Raw genomic sequence first — 19378 nt, forward strand, 5'->3', positions numbered from 1 at the left:
ACCAATCGGCGGCATTTTCATTCAAAAAAGAAAGCTGGTTCTGCAAAGTTTCTCTCATTGAGAAATGGATGGAATCAGTAGCATTTTGCACTAAATCACCAGCCTCCTAGGCTTCTCTAACTGAGAAATCGGTGGAATCGCAACCTTTTGCGCGAAATCACCGCCCCTCTTAGTCAGAGCGAAAAAGGAACTCCCGAAGCGGGAATTCCTTTTTCTATAGGATCGACACTAAAATCGCTTTTTGGGCATGAAGCCGGTTGCCGGCCTGCTCAAAGACGAACGAGTTCGGTCCGTCTATAACGCCGGCGGTCACTTCCTCGCCGCGGTGGGCCGGCAGGCAGTGCAAAAAGAGGTAATCGGGTTTTGCCGCTTTGACGAGCTCTTCATTCACTTGGTACGGCTGAAACACGCGAAGCCGCTCGGCGCTTTCGCTCTCTTGGCCCATGCTCGTCCAGACATCGGTATAAATCGCATCAGCCCCCGCCACAGCCTCAAGCGGGTCGTGGGTCACCGTGACGGCGGCACCCGTTTTTTCCCCTATTTGGCGCGCCGCCTCCACATAGGCGGCTTTCGGTTCATAGCCGGGCGGACAGGCGATGGCCACATCCATGCCCACTTTCGCCGCGGCTGCTAGGAGCGCGTTGGCGACGTTGTTGCCGTCGCCGACATAGGCGAGCTTGACGCCTTGGAACGTTTTCTTCACTTCATAAATCGTCAGCAAATCCGCCAGCGCTTGGCACGGATGGTCGTCATCGGTCAAGCCGTTGATGACCGGAACCGACGCGTATTCCGCCAATTCTTCGACCTTTTCGTGGGCAAACGTCCGGATCATCATGACATCCACGTATTGCGATAAGACGCGCGCCGTATCGGCGATCGTTTCGCCGCGGCCGAGCTGCAGGTCGTTGCCATTCAAGTAGAGCGCTTGGCCGCCGAGCTGGATCATGCCGACTTCAAACGACACGCGCGTGCGCGTTGACGGCTTTTCAAAAATCATCGCCATCGTTTTGCCGACAAGCGGCGTATACGGAATCCCCGCTTTTTGTTTCGCCTTTAAGTCGGCGGCGAGCGCCAACAAATCGAAAATTTCGTCTGTGGAAAAATCAAGCAGCGTTAACACATCTCTTCCTTTCAGTGACATGACTGCATTCATAAAATCACCGCCTGTTCTGCCTGTTTTTTCTTTTCCAGCCAGCTGTGGATCGGCTGCACATCGAGCTGATCGACAGCGAGCGCCTGCAAGAAGAGCTTCAACGTCTCGGGCTCTGTGAAGACGAGCAATTGTCGGGACAACGCAGCCATTCGTTTCGGCCCCTCGCCTTCCTCTTTGCCCAAGTCGATCACCGCCAGCGCCGCATCGCGTTTCACCCACTCAGCAAACGGGAGCTCGGACACAATCACCAGCTGTTTCGCTTCGATTTCCGCCGCCAGCGCTTCATCGATGCCGCCGATGACGTACATTTCATTCGCTTTCGCTTTCTTTTGCAAGTAGGCGTAAAACGCCTTGTACGCCGCTTCTTCCTTCGTCGCGGCGATGCTGATGCCTTCACCGGTCGATTTCATTTCCGGGCCAACGGTCGGGTCAACGCCCGGCAGTTTGTACGTGGAAAATACGGGGTACTTCAACACAGCGTACGGCATGACCGCCAATTTACGCATGTTTTCATCGACCATGTCGACAAGCGATTTCCCAAGCAATAATTTTGTCGCAATTTGCGCCAGCGGCACGCCGGTCGTTTTGCTGACGATCGGCACCGTCCGGCTCGCGCGCGGATTGACTTCAAGCACATACACATGGCCATCGGCAATGACATATTGAATGTTCATGATTCCTTTGAAGCCGAGTTTGTTGGCAATCCGGCCCGCATAGTCGATGATTTTCGCTTTTTCTTCGTCTGTGAGCGTCTGCGCCGGCAGCCAAGCGTAGCTGTCGCCGGAGTGGACGCCGGCTTTTTCGACATGTTCGATGATCGTCGGCAGCAACAGGTCCGTTCCGTCTGTCACGATGTCTGCCTCCGCCTCTTTCCCGTCCAAATACGCATCGATCAAAATCGGATACGTCAACTCACCTTGTTCGATCAAAGCGGCAAGCTGGATCTCGTTCCGGACGATGAACATGCCGCGGCCGCCGATCACATACGACGGGCGGAGCAGCACCGGATAGCCGATCTCGGCCGCTTTGGCGGCGAGCTCTTCGGCGTTGTTCGCCATCAAGCCGGGGACGTGCGGAATGTCAAGCTCCTCAAGCAACTGGTAAAAACGGTCGCGATCTTCCAGCTGGTCAATGATCTCGTAGGTGACGCCAAGCAGCGGCACACCAGCTTCCTCGAGTCCTTTGACCAAATTGATCGCCGTCTGGCCGCCGAATTGAACAATGATATGCTTGATTTGTTCGGCTTCAATGACATCGAGGACGCTCTCTAAGGTCAATGGCTCAAAGTACAGGCGGTCAGCGACGGCAAAATCGGTCGACACCGTTTCCGGATTGTTGTTGATCATCACCGTCTCATACCCTTCTTGTTGCAACGCGAACACGCTGTGAACAGAGCTGTAATCAAACTCGATCCCTTGGCCGATGCGAATCGGTCCGGCGCCGATGATCAGCACTTTCTCCTTGCCGCTCGCTTTCTTCCGCTCGTCTTCGCCGAAATACGTCGAGTAGTAGTAATCCGTTTCCGAATGGAACTCGGCCGCACACGTGTCAACCATTTTGTACGACGGCACGATGCCAAGCTCTTTCCGCTTGCGGCGCACGTCAAGCTCGGTCACGCCCCACGTTTCGGCCAAAAAGGCGTCGCTGCATCCTTTTTCTTTCAAAAAACGGAAGGTCGCTTCATCAATCGTATCGATTGACGCAGCTGCCGCCTGTTTTTCGAGCGCCACGAGCCGCTCAAACGAGCGAAGGAAAAAGCGGTCGATTTTCGTCCATGCGTGAATGTCTTCGACCGTCACCCCGCGGCGGAGCAATTCCAAGATAGCGAAAAAGCGGCGGTCGTCTTTGTCAACAAGCAGTTGTTTCAGCTCATCGTTCGTTTTCGCCGCAAGTTCCGGCCAAAACAGCCCGTTGTTTTTGCCTTCAAGCGACTGCACCGCTTTTTGGAACGCTCGCTCCATGTTGCGGTCGATCGCCATCACTTCTCCGGTCGCCTTCATCTGCGTGCCGAGCTTGCGGTCGGCGTGCGGAAACTTGTCAAACGGCAAGCGCGGAAACTTGACGACGACATAATCCAAGGCTGGCTCGAAGCTGGCATACGTCGTTTTCGTCACCGGATTGACGAGTTCGGCCAGCGTATAGCCGACAGCCAGTTTGGCGGCGATGCGGGCGATCGGATAGCCGGTCGCTTTCGAGGCGAGCGCTGACGAACGGCTGACGCGCGGGTTGACTTCGATTAAGTAGTATTGCTTGCTGTTCGGATCAAGGGCGAATTGAATGTTGCAGCCGCCGATGATCCCTAAGGCCGAAATGATTTTCACCGCTGAAGAACGAAGCATTTGGTATTCCTCATCCGTCAGCGTCTGCGACGGCGCGACGACGATCGAATCGCCGGTATGGATGCCGACGGGATCAACGTTTTCCATATTGCAAACCGTGATACACGTATTCGATTGGTCGCGCATTACTTCATATTCAATCTCTTTAAATCCGGCGACGCTCCGCTCGATTAAACATTGGCGAATCGGGCTTTCGGCCAGGCCTTTTTCCACGAGCGCAATGAACTGCTCCATGTTGTCGGCAATGCCGCCGCCCGTCCCACCGAGCGTATAGGCGGGACGAATAATGATCGGAAAACCGATTTTTTCGGCAAACGCGACCGCTTCTTCGACGCTTGTGACAATTTCGCTCTCCGGCACCGGTTCGCCAAGCTCCTGCATCAGCGCGCGGAACGCTTCGCGGTCTTCTCCGCGCTGAATGGCTTCAATCGGTGTTCCGAGCAGTCTCACCCCGTATTTTTCCAGCACGCCGGCTTCATGCAGCTGAAACGCTAAGTTGAGCCCAGTCTGGCCGCCGAATGTGGCCAGCAGCCCATCCGGCCGTTCCTTGGCGATGATCGCTTCGACGGCGTCGACGGTGAGCGGTTCAAAATAGACGGCATCGGCGTGGACGTCATCGGTCATGATCGTTGCCGGATTGTTGTTCACTAAAATGACGCGGTATCCTTCTTCTTTTAAGGCGATGCACGCCTGCGTGCCGGAATAGTCAAACTCAGCCGCTTGGCCGATGACGATCGGCCCCGACCCGATCAGGAGAATCGATTGAAGTGAGGAATCTTTAGGCATAGACTTTCTCTCCCTTTGCGACGGTTTGCAAAAACTCATCGAAAATATAGCCGGTATCGTGCGGCCCCGGATGCGCCTCCGGATGGTATTGCACCGATAAAATCGGCTTATGGCGATGGATCATCCCTTCGATGGAGCCGTCGTTGACGTTGATGAAGCGAATGGCAAACGGTGTGGCCGCCAAACTGTCCTCTTTGACAACATAGCTATGGTTTTGCGATGTCATGACGACGTTTTGTTTCACCGCGTCCCACACCGGCTGATTCGCTCCGCGATGACCGAAGCGGAGCTTTTCCGTATCCGCCCCGTACGCCAGGGCGACAAGCTGATGGCCAAGGCAGATGGCGAGCGTCGGATACCGATCGATCAGCTGGCGAATAACGGGAAGCTGATGGCGCAGCTGTTTCGGATCGCCAGGGCCGTTGGAGAGGACAAGCCCATCCGGCTTGAGCGCCTCAATCGCTTCCGGCGTCGTATCGTGCGGCACGACCGTCACCTGGCAGCCGCGCGCAACGAGCGAGCGCAAAATCGATTTTTTATAGCCGAAATCGAGAAGCACAATATGCGGCCCTCCGTGGCCATACGTCTCCATTCTTTTCGTCGACACAGCGCGCACCGGGAACGCTGCTTCTTCACGGAAGACAGAGGGAACGGACGACAAGCTTAACTCCGCCATCATCGTCCCTTCGGTGCGGATTTCTTTGACAAGGGCGCGCGTATCGACGTGGGTGAGCAGCGGAATGTTCCAATGCCGCAAATATTCTGCCAGGCTGTATTTCGCCCCGTAATGAAACCCTTCACGGCTCGCCTCGTAGACGATGACCGCCTCCACATGCGGGCGCTTGCTTTCAAAGTCTTCTTCATTGATGCCATAATTGCCGATGAGCGGATACGTAAAGACGATCATTTGATTTTTATACGACGGATCGGTCAGCACCTCTTGGTACCCGGTCATGCCGGTGAAAAAGACGATCTCCCCGCTCACCTTTTCCGCCAGCGGAACGGCGAGCTCGCCGCTGAACGTTTTTCCGCTGGCCAGATGCAAGTACGCTTTCATTGGCGCCACCTCATCGTTTGATTTTTATAACCGTTAGGGAATTTTTATGCATTAACAGGAATAAAAATGAGCCCCTTCAACCATCAGGTGACAACACGGCCGACGCCTCCGCGTTTTTCAACACCGCTGCCAACATGTCGACCGCTCGATCGATTTCCGCTTTCGTGACGACAAGCGGCGGCAGCAGGCGGATCACCTTCGGTCCGGCCGGCAAAACAAGCAGGCCGTTTTCATGGACCAGCGGCAAAAGCGGCCCGACGTCCATTTGGCATTCCACCCCGACCAGCAGTCCGAGCCCGCGCACGTCCGTGACGATGTCAAGCGGGGAGAGCGCCTCGTTTAACCGTCCGAGCAAGTAACTCCCCTTTTCTTGCACCTCTTGCAAAAACGCCGGATCGAACACGACCTCAAGCGTCGCCTTGGCGGCGGCCATCGCGATCGGGTTGCCGCCAAACGTCGATCCGTGCACCCCAGGACCGAACGACTCCTTTAAAAACGCCTTGCCGATCATCGCACCCACCGGAATGCCGCTGCCAAGTCCTTTGGCGACCGTCATGATATCCGGCTCAATGCCAAAATGCTGGTAAGCAAACGGCTTCCCGGTCCGGCCGATGCCGGTTTGCACTTCGTCAATGATCAGGAGCGCGCCGTATGTTTGGCACAGCTCGGCCGCCGCTTGCAAAAACGCCGGGTCCACCGGGCGGACGCCCCCTTCGCCTTGGACGACCTCAAGCATCACCGCCGCGATCTCATCGCTCATGGCTTCTTTCAGCGCAGCCACATCATTGAACGGCAAATGGATAAATTCCGGAAGGAGCGGTCCGAATCCGCTATGCACTTTCTCCTGCCCGGTCGCCGCCATCGTCGCAAACGTCCGGCCGTGAAACGATTGCTGGAACGTAATCACTTTGTGCCTTCCCGTATGTTTGCGCGCCAGCTTTAACGCCGCTTCGTTTGCCTCGGCCCCGCTGTTGCAGAAAAAGACGCAATCTCCGGCGCTATGGGCGACAAGCAAGGAAGCGACTTCTTCCTGAATCGGGATCGTAAACAGATTCGATACGTGCCAATATTGGTTGAGCTGTTGTTCAATCGCCTTTTGGACGTGCGGATGACGATGGCCGAGGTTGCAAACAGCAATGCCGGAAACGAAATCGAGATATCGTTTTCCGTTGACATCGGTCACCACCGTGCCTTCCGCCGATTGCACAGCAATCTTCCAGCGGTTGTATGTCGGAAACAGCGCGCTCATGATGAGTAGACCCCCACTTCGTTTTCTTTTCGAATCGTTGTCCCGTGCCATCTTCCTTGCTCATAAAACGGCGTTTTGCCGCTGACGATCACCACTTCCGGCAGCGCATCGGACAAGGCGGAGAGCGCTGCTTTCACTTTCGGGATCATCCCGCCGGTGATGACGCCGGCTTCGAGCAACTGCTCGACCATCTCCGCTGTCGCTTCCTCGACGAGCGCGCCGTCTTGCAAAATGCCAGGCACGTTCGTCACAAAGGCGAGCTGGCTCGCGCCGATGGCTGCTGCCACCGCCCCGGCCGCCGTGTCGGCGTTAATGTTGTACGTTTGCCCGCTTTGGTCGATGCCAAGCGGGGAAATAACCGGGATGTAGCCCGCTTCAAGCAGCGTGCGCAAAAGACGGGAACGAACCGTTTTCACCCGGCCGACATAGCCAAGTTGATTCAAGTCAATCGGTTCCGCTTCGAGCAGCCCTCCGTCCACGCCCGAAACGCCGACAGCCGGCAAGCCGCGCTGGGTGAGCATGGCGACGAGCTGTTTGTTCACTTGGCCCGAGAGCACCATTTCTACAACGGCAAGCACGTCTTTGGTTGTTTTCCGCAAGCCGTTGACAAACTCGCTCGGCACCGCCAGTTTTTTCAACATTCGCCCGATTTCCGGGCCGCCGCCGTGGACGATGACGACATTCATCCCTTGTTCGCGCATCGTTTTCACGCTGGCAAAAAAGGCGGGAGACAGCTCATCAAGCACGCTGCCGCCGCATTTGATCACGACCGTGTTCCCCATTTCTCTCTCCCCTTATGTCCGGTAGCTGGCGTTAATTTTCACGTAATCGTACGTCAAGTCGCAGCCCCAAGCGATCCCAACGCCATCGCCGATATGAAGATCGACGTCAATGACGATCATTTCATTTTGCAAGTAGGCGGCCGCTTCCTCTTCGGAAAACGGCTGCGGCTCGCTCCCTTTCAACATTACGATCGGCCCGATGGCGACATCGACGTTGTCGGGGTTCACGTCGGCATCCGCATAGCCGATCGCGCCGATGATTCGCCCCCAGTTGGCGTCCGCGCCGTAAACGGCCGTTTTCACCAAGTTGGAGCCGACGATTTGCTTGGCGATTTTTTTCGCTTCGGCATCCGTTTTCGCGCCGCGCACGCGCACTTCAATAAGCTTTGTCGCTCCCTCGCCGTCTCTCGCGATTTGTTTGGCCAAGTCCTCGCACGTTTTTCGCAGCGCTTCGTAAAAGTTCCCCCAATCCGGATGATCGGGCGTCAGCTCGTGATTCCCAGCCAAGCCGCTTGCCATGACGATGACCATATCGTTCGTCGACGTATCGCCGTCGACCGTAATTTGGTTAAACGAAACGTCCGTAGCCGCTCGCAGCGCCGCCTGCAGCACCGGCGGCGAAATATTGGCATCGGTCGTAATGAACGCAAGCATTGTCGCCATGTTCGGGTGAATCATCCCCGACCCTTTCGCCGCCCCGCCGATCGTCACCGTTTTGCCGTCCACCGTCGTTTGGTAACAAGCGCGCTTCATCACCGTATCGGTCGTTAAAATGGCGGTTTGAAACGCTTCGGCATCCGCCATCGCCGCTCCCGGGACAAGCGTTTCGATGCCGGCGCGGATTTTTTCCATCGGCAAATATTCCCCGATCACGCCCGTTGAAGCGACGGCCACATGATGCGGCGCGAAGCCGAATTGTTTCGCGCACAGGTCGCGCATTTCATACGCGTCGCGAAGCCCTCGCGCACCGGTGCAGGCGTTCGCGCAGGCGCTGTTGACGATGACCGCCTGCAATGTTTGCTCGACCGCAAGGCTTTCCTGCGTCACTTTCAGCGGCGCGGCCTGAAAATGGCTTTGGGTATACACAGCGGCGGCCGAAGCTGGCACGTCGCAGATAATGACTCCTAAATCGTTTTTCGAATAACGCAGCCCGGCTTGCACTCCGGCCGCTTGAAACCCTTTCGGCGTGACGATCGTTCCATCGGCAAGCGCCGTCACTTGCGCCGTTTGTTTCGTCATTGTCATCGTTCGTTCCCCTTCCTTACGGATAGATCGGCAAGGATGGGAGGCCCGCCGCCTCATCCCATCCCATCATCAAATTGAAGTTTTGGACCGCCTGCCCGGCAGCCCCTTTCATCAAGTTATCGATCACCGCCACGACCGTCACCCGTCCCGTCCGCTCATCATAGGCGAGGCCGATGTCGCAATAGTTCGAGCCGTACACTTCTTTCGTTGCCGGAAACTGCCCCGGCTTGCGGATGCGGACAAACGGCGAATCTTCGTAACTTGTTTTATATAAATCTAGTAAATCGCTAAGGGAAAGCGGCTGTTTCGCCTTCGCGTACATCGTCGCCATAATGCCTCTTGTCATCGGGATCAAGTGGGTGCTGAACGTGATCGGCTCCACCGCCTCGTTCCATGTTCCGAGCATTTGTTCAATTTCCGGAATGTGCTGATGGGCATTCACTTTATAAATTTTCACGTTTTCGTTGACTTCGGAAAAATGCGTCCCGAGCCCTGCTTTCCGTCCCGCGCCCGACACGCCCGACTTCGCATCAACGATGATCGAGTCTTCGCTGACCCATCCTTCTCTGACAAGCGGAGCCAGGCCAAGCAACGTCGCCGTCGGATAGCAGCCCGGGTTGGATAAAAGCTCGGCCTCGCGGATCGCTTCCCGGTTCCACTCGGTCAATCCGTACACCGCCCGCTCCAAATACGCAGCCGGCGCCGCCTCGCGCCCGTACCATTGTGCGTACAGCGCGCCGTCTTTCAAACGGAAATCGCCCGATAAGTCAATCACTTTCACTCCGCGGTCGACAAGCGCCGGCGCCCACTCCCCCGACACCCCGGGCGGCGTGGCGAAAAAGACCGCGTCATACTTGGCGAGCGCCTCGATGTCCAGTTTATGCAACACCACATCATCGATATCACCGATGTGCGGGAAACTCTCCGATAAATGAATCCCATCTTGCGACGACGAATAGACGTCACAGCGGTCAACGTGCGGATGCCCATGCAACAAGCGAAACAGCTCCGCGCCGCTGTATCCCGTCGCCCCGATGATTGCCACTTTCATGACGTTCCCCCTCACCCGTGTGCCTCATGTAGTACCCATTATAATACTGTATAAAAATAAAATCAAATGTATATTTAATAATTTTTGAGGAATTTTTTTCTTTCTCATTCACCTCCCGACGGAGCGGCCAAACCTGCTCTGACTGCACTGATGGAATCCATTCTTTTATCCATCCCCCATTGACTCCAGCGTACAGACGATCACGAAACATTCACCCAATGTTCAACAAGTTTTCAATCTTTCCACTATCCTTATATTGACTTCCCTCTTTTTTCCTGTACACTGTTATATAGCGACACATTCTACGCAAGGTTGTGATCCGATGAACGAGGTTGAATCTCGTGAATGGCAGAAATGGCTTACATCACTTGGACATGATCTTCGCCTTGAGAAGGGAACGTACTTGTTTCAAGAAGGGGAAAAGGCAGACGAGATTTACTATATTCAATCGGGGAAAATCCAAATCAGCAAAATGGACATGGACGGACGAGAGCTCACGCTGCGCATTTGCAACGAGGGCGATTTGATCGGCGAGCTGACGCTCTTTTGCCCCGGTGCCCGCTACATGTTGACGGCGAAAGTGTTGGAAGATGGCGTCGTTTCCGCCATTAAGCGCGAGACGCTCGAACAAGAGCTCGCCAACAACCCGAAGCTGGCCATCGAGTTCATGAAATGGATGAGCCTCCATTTCCGCAAAACACAAACGAAATTCCGCGATTTGATTTTGCATGGCAAAAAAGGGGCGCTCTATTCCACGCTCATCCGCCTTTGCAACAGCTATGGCGTGATGAAAGAAGACGGCATTTTGATCGACCTGCCTCTTACAAACCAAGAGCTTGCCAACTTTTGCGGCACCGCCCGCGAAGTCGTCAACCGCATGCTCGGCGACTTGCGGAAAAAAGGCGTCATCTCCGTGCAAAAAGGAAAAATTCGCGTCCACCATTTGCAATACTTGCGCGATGAGATCGCCTGCGAAGGCTGCCCGCCCGAGCTGTGCAGCATTGACTGACAGTCGGGTGCGGCAAAAAAAGAAGGGGCTGACCTCCAAAGATCGTCTTACGCCCTTTGGAGACAGCCTCTTGAAACTTAAATCATGGTTGTCTTCTCCAAACAATTTCTATCTCCTCCGCCGCTTTTTCTTGTCTCAGGTTGTTTTTGGCTTGCAAAAAATAGCGCCGGCCGTCTTCATCGTATTGGTACATCACAAACGACGCGCTTTCGCCTTTTCAGGTGATCGCGACAAGCGGATCGGCGGCGCTCCGTTCATACCGATACTGGCCGTCTTGGAAGCGGTTGCCGTTCGCATCGTACGTGATCGTTTCATCGCCTTTATATATCTAAAAAATTTCTGATTATACTTCGATTTAATTTTCATACTCCCAAATAGCGTAACGACTAATAACTAAAGCTGTTTCGCCCCAAGTTTTTCTTGAACCCGAGTTCGACAGTTTTGAGGTCATTTTAGGCAAATGAAAATAATGGCCAAAATGCTGTTATATCAAGGGTTTCGTGATGCGGATCCTAGGAGGCTGGTGATTTAATCGTGGATACCGCTTTGCAATATCATTTCTCAACTAGAAAAACCTTGTTGCATCGGTCCTGCTTTTCACGCGTTCCCCCATTGATGAAGGGAATCAGCGGTTTTTCACCAGCCTTCTAGATACACGCCCAACGTATGCCCAAATGCCTCTCGTCCCTTTGGTATCAAGGGATGAGAGGCATTTTGTTTGCCTAGTCACTGTCGAACTCGGGGTAAAGAAGATGAACGGAGGGCAAAAGGTGAAAAAATCGAGTCATATGACCGGAATCGAGTAAGGTATGAGCTTAGACTGAAGAATGAACACTTGAACGGAATGACAAGAGACGATAAAGGGGCAGGCAGACCGAAGAAACTAAAGACTTACTTTTCAAATGCCTTATCTAAGCAATATTTGACAAAACATGTTTTACCAATTGTCCACAAAGGTGATTACTACAAGATTACCGAAGCGGAAAAGCTCATAGACAATAGTTCTTTTTCAAAACTGAAAAAGGTAAGGCTTCGTTCATTCCTCGTAGCTATCTCCAAAGGCAGTATTGACACCCCCATTAAAAAAGGCCATGTCTAAACCCATTTTTCAGCAATACATTCATGAACTTGAAAGTATCGGAATAAATCCAATCCTCATCCCGAAAAGCCGCTCTGACTTCCCTAATTGTTTAAAAAATCCATTTACCATTTGATCGCTTTTCAAACACTGTTGTCCTTGCACAACTAAAAAATAGCTGGGAAGACAAGGGGGCTAGTTATTGGCTACCCCCTCCTCGCTAGATTTGTGATGAAGTGTGCTAAATCAACGATTACCATTTCCTATTGTCAAAAAATTAAAAATTTCTTAAAATAGGTGGGAATTTACGGAAATTAACTCATTTATTTTATGAATTTAAAGGGTCAACTTTTTGTTGTTTATTTTTTCTTCTTTTATCCCACGGCTTAATAACGGAAATAAAAATGGCAAAAATAACTGCCAGCATTATTAATAAAGTGGAAATAACCAATACCTGACTATTCGATAAAAAAGCTGAATTCTCCAGCACCGACGGTTCGCCCGTTTTTAACATCACTAATTGTTTGTCAATTAGGTTTCTCATAAATGTACCGCCAATGATGGCAATCACAATATTGATGAAAAGTTTAACTTTTATCCAAGTATGCTTTAACCCCCAATTTGTCATTTTTGCCATCATTAAACCAGTAATTAGGGTTAATATGTTGGGAATGGCGACAAATAATACATCAATTAGCTTGATGGAATGCCAAATGGAGTACATGGTGTTAATTGATTGGCTTTTAACCATCATAAGGAAAATCATACTAAAACCAGAACCTACCCATATTGACGGGAATAAAATATGAAAACTTTTTAACCATTTACGTTGAGTAACTCCCATTTTTCCCATATTATTGTCTTCTCCTTTTTAAAATTCGAATCCCTTTATAATAAAAATGGTATTAAAGTTTTTACCCGTTTCTTGTATTCCGGATACTCCTTTGGAAATTGTTCGATAAGAAGTTTTTCTTCTTTTTTTGCTTTAAAATAAAGCCCAACAGAACATAAAATTGCGACGATGAAGCCCTCAAGCCCAGTTAATACAATAGCCGATCCGAAAAGAGTAAAAACAACCCCAGTGTATATAGGGTGACGGACGATGCTATAAGGCCCTTCTTGGATGAGTTGATGACCTTTTTGGATTACAACGTTTCCGCTCCAGTTTCTACCTAAAATTCTTCTTGCCCATATGGCAATAAATACGCCGAATACTGATAATAAGGTTCCTAATATGCCTGTTATCAGGGAAGCCGGAAACAATCTATTTCCGACCCACCCCCAACCAAACCACGGTACGAACAATGCGATAGGAAGACCCGCAAGTTTTAAAAACCCCACAAGTTCATTTGTATTTTGAATGTTATTTTTGCTTTGCTTATTGGCAGCAATAATCCAATAGCCAAAGAGTGACAACCAACAAACCAATTGTAGTATAGTAAACAAATTGAATTTATCAAAAAACATTTTAAGCTCCCCTTTGCTTTTTATTGTTCAGATAATATTCCATTTGGCCCGAATAAGAGGCGTGTAAGGATTTGATGCAAAAATGAACGCTCCTCATCATTCAATGAAGCAAACCAAGCATTTTCCAAATCGGGAATAATAGAAAGGGCTTGAATAAGTTTTTTCTCCCCAGATTTAGTTATCGTAAGGTCATATGCTCTGCGATCTTTTAAATTTCGTTTACGTTCCACTAGCCCTTGCCTTTCAAGTTCATCGATGATTGGTACTAAAGTTGATTTATCGATGGATAACTTTTGTGCTATGGAATTTTGTGGAAGTGGACCTAAATGTTTTAAATAATTTAGTACTCCTAAATGCCTAGCTTTAAGTCCTGTTTCTTGAATGGCATTTTCAAACTTTTTGTTTATTGCACGTCCGGCCATCGAAAGCAAAAAACCAACACTTCTGAAAAACGGATTAAAAGCCTCATTTTCATTCGCATTTGGCATTAAAATTACCTCCTTTACATTATCTTTAATTTAGTTTGGAAAACAAACTACCTGTACATAAAACTATATAACAAAATAGTTTGCTTGTCAAACTAATCTGTGCTTAAAAAAACTCCTAATAAAACCCGTGGTGCTAGTTGAGTCTTAACGCTCAACTAGCCCAAGAACAACAAGGGAGTAAACCAGTAAAATACCATCCAGTGCCGTTTCAAATCCAGAAACCGAGTTTGCTCGAATCTCGGTGATCCGATACGAATCGACTAAAACCGAAAACACGGTTTCCATCACTTTGCCTTTTCGTTTCACCCACTGTTTCCATGCGTCGGATTGGCGAATTCGCTGATTTTTTCGAACGAGCGTCCAAAAAGCGACTCGATGCTCTTCGTACAGCTTCTTTTGTAGTTTTTGATTGATGTACCCTTTGCCGAGGTTATATGGATGTGGAATTTGCGCCATGACGGTTTCAGCGGCCACCCGATCGTGACAAGACGCTTCAGTGACGACATATCCCATCGGAATCCCTTAGTCGGTGACCTGCAGATGAAGTTTCAACCCATAGAAAGCGATCTTTTTCGAAGCACAATAGCCAATATCCGCAATTCCACGAAACCGTTTGGCGCGATACATTTGGGATGAATGACACAGCTCGATCGGCAAACTGTCCACGACCGCATACGCATGGTGTTGCCCGTGCTTGGCCAGCTGGTGCCGAATCCACTTGATCGCAAAGCTAAAGGAATTCATTTTCCACAAAACAAGATTGCTGTTTACCGCAAAGAGGAAAGTTTCCTAAAGAGGATTTATTAATCGCTGGAACTCCGTATTGGTCAAAATACACCATTGAAAGCTTTGCCAAGCACTTATTGGAGCAACAGAAGCAATGATCGAGGAAAAAATATAGCAAAATTTTGATTGAACAATGAGGTATAGGTACCGTCAAGAATTTTGTGTAATGTAATGGGGTAGGGTTTCTCTGAAATGGATTTGGAATGAATAGGGAACTAGTTTCCTCCACACAGGAGACTGAATATTCAGTTTCCTGTGTGGAAAGGGAGAATCCCCCTATTTTGTTTATTTACAGTATTATTCGTTGAAGGGCTTCCTGTGCTTCGGCAAATCCTCGCAACGTTCGTCCTGCCCATTTCTCATTAAAATCTTGAATGATCAAATACACGACTTTTTCCGCGGCTTCTAAACTGCTCAAACTGTTCATCGGCTTGAGACGTTTCCGAATCTCCTTGATCGTTCGATGGCATTCGTCGTGTAAATCACACTTCGAATACTGCTTGGATCATCCATAAATGTTAGGAGGACATCCAACTCATTGGCCCTAGATTTAACTTCTCTCGGATACTTGCTTGACCATTTCGACTCAAACTGTTGAAACATCTGTAATGCCATCTCCTTATTCGGTGCGCGATAAATCAGCTTGAGGTTCTCTGCCACTTCAAATTGATCTTTTTTCCGAACACGATTTAAGGTATTACGTACTTTGTGAACGACACAAGGCTGCACATCGGCTTTCGGATACACCGCCTTAAAGGCTTCCTCCAACCCCGGAAGGCCATCGAAGACGCCCAGAAGCACTTCCTTTACGCCCCTGTTGTATAGTTGTTGAAGAATCTCCTGCCATACATAGACGCTTTCTTGTCCTCCCACAAAGAAATCCAGAATTTCGCGATACCCTTCTTCTCACTCCTAACACCACATAAATGACTTCTTTCTCTACCGTATCGCGGCGAAGTTTCACGTACAAGCCGTCCAAATATAAGACCGAATAACGTTTGGATAGTGGACGATGGTGCCATTTCTCGATGTCTTCTTTCACGACATCGGTAATACGGCTGATCGTCGCTGGAGAATAAGCATTTCCTAGAAGGCTGGTGAAAAACGACAGATTCGCTCGATTGGTGAGAAATCACCAGGAATAAAATGATGACGTTGCAAGGTTTTTCAATTTGAGAAACACTGTTGGAGAGCAGTATTTCCCCTTAAATCACCGGCCTTCTAGAATTCGTTCGATAAATTTGCCAATTTCCCGTGTACTCATGCCACTTTGATACATCCGAATGATGGCTTCCTCCAGCCAGCCGGTGTGGCGTTGATAAGGGGCAAACAACTGCGTTTGAAATTCTCCGTTTCGGTCTCTTGGCACCAAAAGACCCTCAATCCGGCCGTATTGCGTTGTAAATTATCATTTTATTTCAGCACAAAACACCCATTTTTTTGCACATTCTTTCAGAAAGCCCTCTCCCCTTTTCTGAAGGAATGTGCTAATTTTTTTGTGAATTGTTTCGGACGAAGATTTCCATTCGTTTCAAGGAGGGGGAGGAAGTGTGATCCAGTTTCACGACTTTGGCATTGACATTTCAAACGTATACGGATCGTGGGAAAGGGAACGATTTTCCTGATGTAAACCAATGTCCCCACTGTCTATCCCGCCGCCCCTTGCATCGTCACGGGTATTACCAACGCTATGCGTTGACGGCAGAGGGGGAGTATCGCCTTTGGATCGCGCGGTACGCTCGCGAGAATGCCGCAAAACCGTGAGTGTGCTGCCTTCGTTCCTCCTCCCGTATGTTCAATATACCCCATCCGTCATCTGGCAAGCGGTCAAAGCATGGCTCGAAACACCAGGACGAGGAGCGAAGACCAAACAGGTTGGTTTTCCCACCAAGGGGGTCATTTTGTTTTATGTCCGACGATTTTTCCGGAATCTCTCCCGTTTGCATCACGCGGCGGCGAGGAGGTGGGGGATCATCGGCCCTGTGGGGAACGCAAGAACCGAACGGGCAGTCTGGTGGATGCAGCTCTTGGAGGGACGGGGGGTGGGCTCGATCATCCAAGACCTGTGGGCCAACGAGAGATGGCATCTGTTTGCAGATTAAACCGTTTCTCAATTTTACATTAAAAACCAAAAAAGGGGACTGTTGATGTTTCCACAAACCCTTCCTCTCGACGAATCTCGAGCCGTTTCGTAAGATAGGGGACAGAGGGACCGGGACAGTCCAAAATCACAGAGAGGCAAGGAGGAGATCCGGATGGATGAATCGATGAGACACGATATCGCCCTGTTTCGGTACGGGCTGATCGCTCCATTGGTGAATGGGCAGGTGGAACCCAAAGCGTATTTGAATGAGGTGGGTGGGCGAGTGCACTCGATTCCTCATCAAGGGGACAAACTCATTGCGACGAAGACGATTCTGGATTGGTGTGCTCGATACAAAAAAGGGGGCTTCGACGCCTTGAAGCCGAAGCGCCGTTCGGACCGCGGCCGCTCCAGACGTCTGTCGCCCGATGATGAGGATCATATTCTAGCGTTGAGGAAGGAACATCCCACCATGCCCGTTACCGTTTTCTATGAACAACTCACCAAGCAAGGGGACATTCCTACCACCCTCTCATATTTTACTATATATCGACTGTTGAAAAAACACAACCTGGTGGGAAAAGAAATCTTGCCGATGCCGGAGCGAAAGCGTTTTGCATATGACCAGATCAATGAGCTATGGCAAGGAGACTTATCCCATGGACCCACGATTCGCGTCCATGGGAAAGCCCAGAAAACGTTTCTGATCGCTTATATCGATGACTGCTCACGGTTGGTGCCGTACGCGCAGTTTTTCCCTTCGGAGAAGTTTGAAGGGCTGCGGGTCGTCACAAAGGAAGCGGTGCTTCGTTGCGGGAAGCCGAAACGCATTTACTCGGACAACGGGAAAATTTACCGGTCCGAGGTGCTGCAGTATGCGTGCGCCGAGATGGGGATTACGCTCATCCACACCCAGCCGTATGACCCGCAAAGCAAAGGGAAAATCGAACGGTTCTTCCGCACCGTACAGACGCGGTTTTATCCGCTATTGGAGCTGAATCCGCCGAAGTCGCTTGACGAGTTGAACGAGCGGTTTGGGAAGTGGCTTGAAGAAGAGTATCACCGAAAACCACACGCCTCACTGGACGGAAAAACGCCGCATGAGGTGTTTCAGTCCCAAGTGGAACGAGTGGTGTGGGTCGAAGACATCGATTGGCTGGATGCGATTTTTCTGAAACGGGAGCACCGCAAGGTGAAAGCCGATGGCACGATCACCCTAAATCAACAGCTATACGAAGTGCCGCCTCGGTTCATTGGGCAATCGATTGAGCTCCGCTATGACGAACGAGGTGTCTATGTGTACGAAGACGGCAAACGGGTAGCGGAAGCCATTCGGGTGCGTTTGGAGGATAACGCCCATGTGAAGCGTCACCGGTCGCCGTTTGCGGCAGTTCCAGCGAAGGAGAGAGAACACGGTGTATAAATCGTTCTACTCTCTTTCACGGGAGCCGTTTGCGAAAGAAACCGCCCCGTCCGAGGCGTATCAAGGGGCAGCGTTTCAAGAAGCGCTGCGGGCGCTGGAGTACGTGAAACGAACCCGGGGAATCGGGCTGTTGACCGGAGAACCGGGGGCGGGCAAGACATTCGCCCTTCGGGCGTGGAAAGAATCGTTGTCCCCTTCTTTGTATCACGTGGTCTACTTCCCGTTATCGACCGGAGGCGTGATGGATTTTTACCGCGGGCTGGCCCTTGGGTTGGGGGAGGAACCGAAATACCGCAAGGTGGATCTCTTCCGCCAAATCCAGCAGGCCATTGAGCGGTTGTATCATGAACGGCGGATCACACCGGTGTTGATATTGGACGAGATGCATTTAGCGAAGGATGCCTTTTTACAGGACATCGCCATCTTGTTCAACTTTGAGATGGATTCAACCAACCCCTTTGTCTTGATGTTAGCTGGACTGCCCCATTTACAGGGGAAGCTGCGGCTCAATCAGCACCGCCCTCTCGATCAGCGGATCATCATGCGATGCCGGATGGGGCCGCTCGAGAAGGAGGAGGTGGCGGGCTACATCGAGCATCGGATGAAACAGGCCGGGGCGAAGCATCCGATCTTCACTCCATCGGCGTTAGAGGCGATTACCCTGCAGTCGCAGGGATGGCCTCGGGTGATCAACACGTTGGCTACGACATGCCTGCTGTACGGGCATCAGCTGAAAAAGGACGTCATTGACGAAGAAGTGGTACGCATGGCCACAGAGGAAATGGGGTATTAGCACGAAAGGGGCCGAATCGGCCTCTTTTGTGCTTTCTCTTTTCCATCGGTCCACCAGGCGCGCTGGAAATCTTCATCTGAAAGAGCGTGCAAACGTTCCGAAAGAATGTGCAAAATCCGGAACAATCCGCAAAAATTTTGCACATTATTTCCGAATCCGCCTGAAATAATTTGAAAAAGGGATTCTGAAATAATGTGCTAATTTACAGCGTATCTAGATTTCGCTGATAGTAGCCGTTTCTCATGTTTGGCGTTCCAGCCTGTTCGATTTCGAGGAAATGTTTGATTTCTTCCCGCATGATCAGTTCTAATTTTTCTTTTACAAACTGACGAATGGTATTTTCCAGTTGATTTGCCCAGTCTACATTCGGTATACTTTTAGACATAGGTAGGGTTCTCCCTTTCTCTAAGATTTTTGGTCCAATCAGAGAATACCCTACCTTTTTTCTTTTGTTCTAGCAAAATGCTTTACACAAAATTTTATACATCATCGTATCACCAACCATACCATCTTATTACTACTTTTTATTGAGTCAATAGCTTATCTAAATTGTTATAAAAAAGACGACACTGCTATAAAGCAAGCAGGT

Annotated in this window: 15 protein-coding genes and 4 pseudogenes; 6 read left to right on the forward strand and 13 right to left on the reverse strand. The window is 50.7% G+C overall.

Annotated elements, in window-relative coordinates; translation table 11 throughout:
- Positions 1-214: 214 nt before the first annotated feature.
- The 7 genes from argF to argC form a co-directional block, all read right to left on the reverse strand.
- Positions 215-1153 (reverse strand): ornithine carbamoyltransferase, encoded by a 939-nt coding sequence (argF, locus tag N685_RS0101105; RefSeq protein WP_031405118.1) that lies wholly within the window; start codon positions 1151-1153, stop codon positions 215-217.
- A complete protein-coding gene (locus N685_RS0101110) occupies positions 1150-4278 on the reverse strand; it encodes a carbamoyl phosphate synthase large subunit (protein WP_031405120.1) in 3129 nt (1042 codons plus the stop codon). The genes argF and N685_RS0101110 overlap by 4 nt, the downstream gene beginning before the upstream one ends.
- Positions 4271-5335: a carbamoyl phosphate synthase small subunit gene (locus tag N685_RS0101115; RefSeq protein WP_031405123.1), complete on the reverse strand. Its 1065-nt coding sequence runs from the start codon at positions 5333-5335 to the stop codon at positions 4271-4273. The genes N685_RS0101110 and N685_RS0101115 overlap by 8 nt, the downstream gene beginning before the upstream one ends.
- 76 nt (positions 5336-5411) lie before the next feature.
- Complete coding sequence (locus N685_RS0101120) at positions 5412-6584, reverse strand: acetylornithine transaminase (RefSeq protein ID WP_031405125.1); 1173 nt, start codon at positions 6582-6584, stop codon at positions 5412-5414.
- A complete protein-coding gene (argB, locus tag N685_RS0101125) occupies positions 6581-7366 on the reverse strand; it encodes an acetylglutamate kinase (protein WP_031405127.1) in 786 nt (261 codons plus the stop codon). The genes N685_RS0101120 and argB overlap by 4 nt, the downstream gene beginning before the upstream one ends.
- A gap of 12 nt (positions 7367-7378) precedes the next feature.
- Positions 7379-8611 carry a bifunctional ornithine acetyltransferase/N-acetylglutamate synthase gene (gene argJ / locus N685_RS0101130; RefSeq protein WP_031405129.1) on the reverse strand — a complete coding sequence of 411 codons (1233 nt, stop codon included), beginning with the start codon at positions 8609-8611 and terminating at the stop codon, positions 7379-7381.
- Positions 8612-8627: 16 nt separating this feature from the next.
- Positions 8628-9662, reverse strand: coding sequence for an N-acetyl-gamma-glutamyl-phosphate reductase (argC, locus tag N685_RS0101135; RefSeq protein ID WP_031405131.1), 1035 nt, complete (start codon positions 9660-9662; stop codon positions 8628-8630).
- Between the two features lie 322 nt (positions 9663-9984).
- Here argC and N685_RS0101140 point away from each other — a divergent pair, with 322 nt between their 5' ends.
- The 3 genes from N685_RS0101140 (at position 9985) to N685_RS18195 (ending at position 11770) form a co-directional block, all read left to right on the forward strand.
- Positions 9985-10671 carry a Crp/Fnr family transcriptional regulator gene (locus N685_RS0101140; RefSeq protein ID WP_031405133.1) on the forward strand — a complete coding sequence of 229 codons (687 nt, stop codon included), beginning with the start codon at positions 9985-9987 and terminating at the stop codon, positions 10669-10671.
- Between the two features lie 70 nt (positions 10672-10741).
- Positions 10742-11014 (forward strand): hypothetical protein, encoded by a 273-nt coding sequence (locus N685_RS0101145; protein ID WP_031405135.1) that lies wholly within the window; start codon positions 10742-10744, stop codon positions 11012-11014.
- Between the two features lie 492 nt (positions 11015-11506).
- Entirely contained in the window at positions 11507-11770 is a 264-nt protein-coding gene (locus tag N685_RS18195; RefSeq protein WP_156961359.1) for a hypothetical protein, read from the forward strand.
- 307 nt (positions 11771-12077) lie between these two features.
- Here N685_RS18195 and N685_RS0101155 read toward each other — a convergent pair whose 3' ends face one another.
- From N685_RS0101155 to N685_RS18205, 5 genes and pseudogenes are all read right to left on the reverse strand, one after another.
- Positions 12078-12602, reverse strand: a complete 525-nt coding sequence (locus N685_RS0101155; protein ID WP_031405139.1) for a DUF2269 family protein — start codon at positions 12600-12602, stop codon at positions 12078-12080.
- A gap of 35 nt (positions 12603-12637) precedes the next feature.
- Positions 12638-13216: a methyltransferase family protein gene (locus N685_RS18575; RefSeq protein ID WP_051870781.1), complete on the reverse strand. Its 579-nt coding sequence runs from the start codon at positions 13214-13216 to the stop codon at positions 12638-12640.
- Between the two features lie 20 nt (positions 13217-13236).
- The gene (locus N685_RS18580; RefSeq protein WP_051870782.1) at positions 13237-13704 is read right to left on the reverse strand and encodes a MarR family winged helix-turn-helix transcriptional regulator; all 468 of its coding nucleotides are present in this window, start codon (positions 13702-13704) and stop codon (positions 13237-13239) included.
- A gap of 144 nt (positions 13705-13848) precedes the next feature.
- Positions 13849-14442, reverse strand: a pseudogene (locus tag N685_RS18200) (IS982 family transposase); the annotation flags it as partial.
- A 337-nt stretch (positions 14443-14779) separates the two neighbouring features.
- Positions 14780-15889, reverse strand: a pseudogene (locus N685_RS18205) (IS256 family transposase); the annotation flags it as partial.
- Between the two features lie 151 nt (positions 15890-16040).
- On the opposite strand from N685_RS18205, the pseudogene N685_RS19920 reads away from it, so the two are divergent.
- From N685_RS19920 to N685_RS0101190, 3 genes and pseudogenes are all read left to right on the forward strand, one after another.
- A pseudogene (locus N685_RS19920) lies at positions 16041-16592 on the forward strand (DUF6431 domain-containing protein).
- A gap of 153 nt (positions 16593-16745) precedes the next feature.
- Positions 16746-17996: an IS481 family transposase gene (locus N685_RS0101185; RefSeq protein ID WP_031405146.1), complete on the forward strand. Its 1251-nt coding sequence runs from the start codon at positions 16746-16748 to the stop codon at positions 17994-17996.
- Complete coding sequence (locus tag N685_RS0101190; protein WP_031405148.1) at positions 17989-18789, forward strand: ExeA family protein; 801 nt, start codon at positions 17989-17991, stop codon at positions 18787-18789. Before N685_RS0101185 ends, N685_RS0101190 begins: the two co-directional genes overlap by 8 nt.
- A gap of 208 nt (positions 18790-18997) precedes the next feature.
- On the opposite strand, the pseudogene N685_RS0101195 reads toward N685_RS0101190, so the two are convergent.
- A pseudogene (locus tag N685_RS0101195) lies at positions 18998-19174 on the reverse strand (IS256 family transposase); the annotation flags it as partial.
- Positions 19175-19378: the final 204 nt, after the last annotated feature.

The sequence above is a fragment of the Geobacillus vulcani PSS1 genome, from assembly GCF_000733845.1.
Taxonomy (GTDB): domain Bacteria; phylum Bacillota; class Bacilli; order Bacillales; family Anoxybacillaceae; genus Geobacillus; species Geobacillus vulcani.

What these genes read in the sequence shown, in the direction of transcription:
- argJ (WP_031405129.1), bottom strand. Translation starts at nt 8,611, where the DNA reads ATGACAATGACGAAACAAACGGCGCAAGTGACGGCGCTTGCCGATGGA.
- N685_RS0101115 (WP_031405123.1), bottom strand. Translation starts at nt 5,335, where the DNA reads ATGAAAGCGTACTTGCATCTGGCCAGCGGAAAAACGTTCAGCGGCGAG.
- argF (WP_031405118.1), bottom strand. Translation starts at nt 1,153, where the DNA reads ATGAATGCAGTCATGTCACTGAAAGGAAGAGATGTGTTAACGCTGCTT.
- argC (WP_031405131.1), bottom strand. Translation starts at nt 9,662, where the DNA reads ATGAAAGTGGCAATCATCGGGGCGACGGGATACAGCGGCGCGGAGCTG.
- argB (WP_031405127.1), bottom strand. Translation starts at nt 7,366, where the DNA reads ATGGGGAACACGGTCGTGATCAAATGCGGCGGCAGCGTGCTTGATGAG.
- N685_RS18580 (WP_051870782.1), bottom strand. Translation starts at nt 13,704, where the DNA reads ATGCCAAATGCGAATGAAAATGAGGCTTTTAATCCGTTTTTCAGAAGT.
- N685_RS0101120 (WP_031405125.1), bottom strand. Translation starts at nt 6,584, where the DNA reads ATGAGCGCGCTGTTTCCGACATACAACCGCTGGAAGATTGCTGTGCAA.
- N685_RS0101140 (WP_031405133.1), top strand. Translation starts at nt 9,985, where the DNA reads ATGAACGAGGTTGAATCTCGTGAATGGCAGAAATGGCTTACATCACTT.
- N685_RS18575 (WP_051870781.1), bottom strand. Translation starts at nt 13,216, where the DNA reads ATGTTTTTTGATAAATTCAATTTGTTTACTATACTACAATTGGTTTGT.
- N685_RS0101110 (WP_031405120.1), bottom strand. Translation starts at nt 4,278, where the DNA reads ATGCCTAAAGATTCCTCACTTCAATCGATTCTCCTGATCGGGTCGGGG.
- N685_RS0101155 (WP_031405139.1), bottom strand. Translation starts at nt 12,602, where the DNA reads ATGGGAAAAATGGGAGTTACTCAACGTAAATGGTTAAAAAGTTTTCAT.
- N685_RS0101185 (WP_031405146.1), top strand. Translation starts at nt 16,746, where the DNA reads ATGGATGAATCGATGAGACACGATATCGCCCTGTTTCGGTACGGGCTG.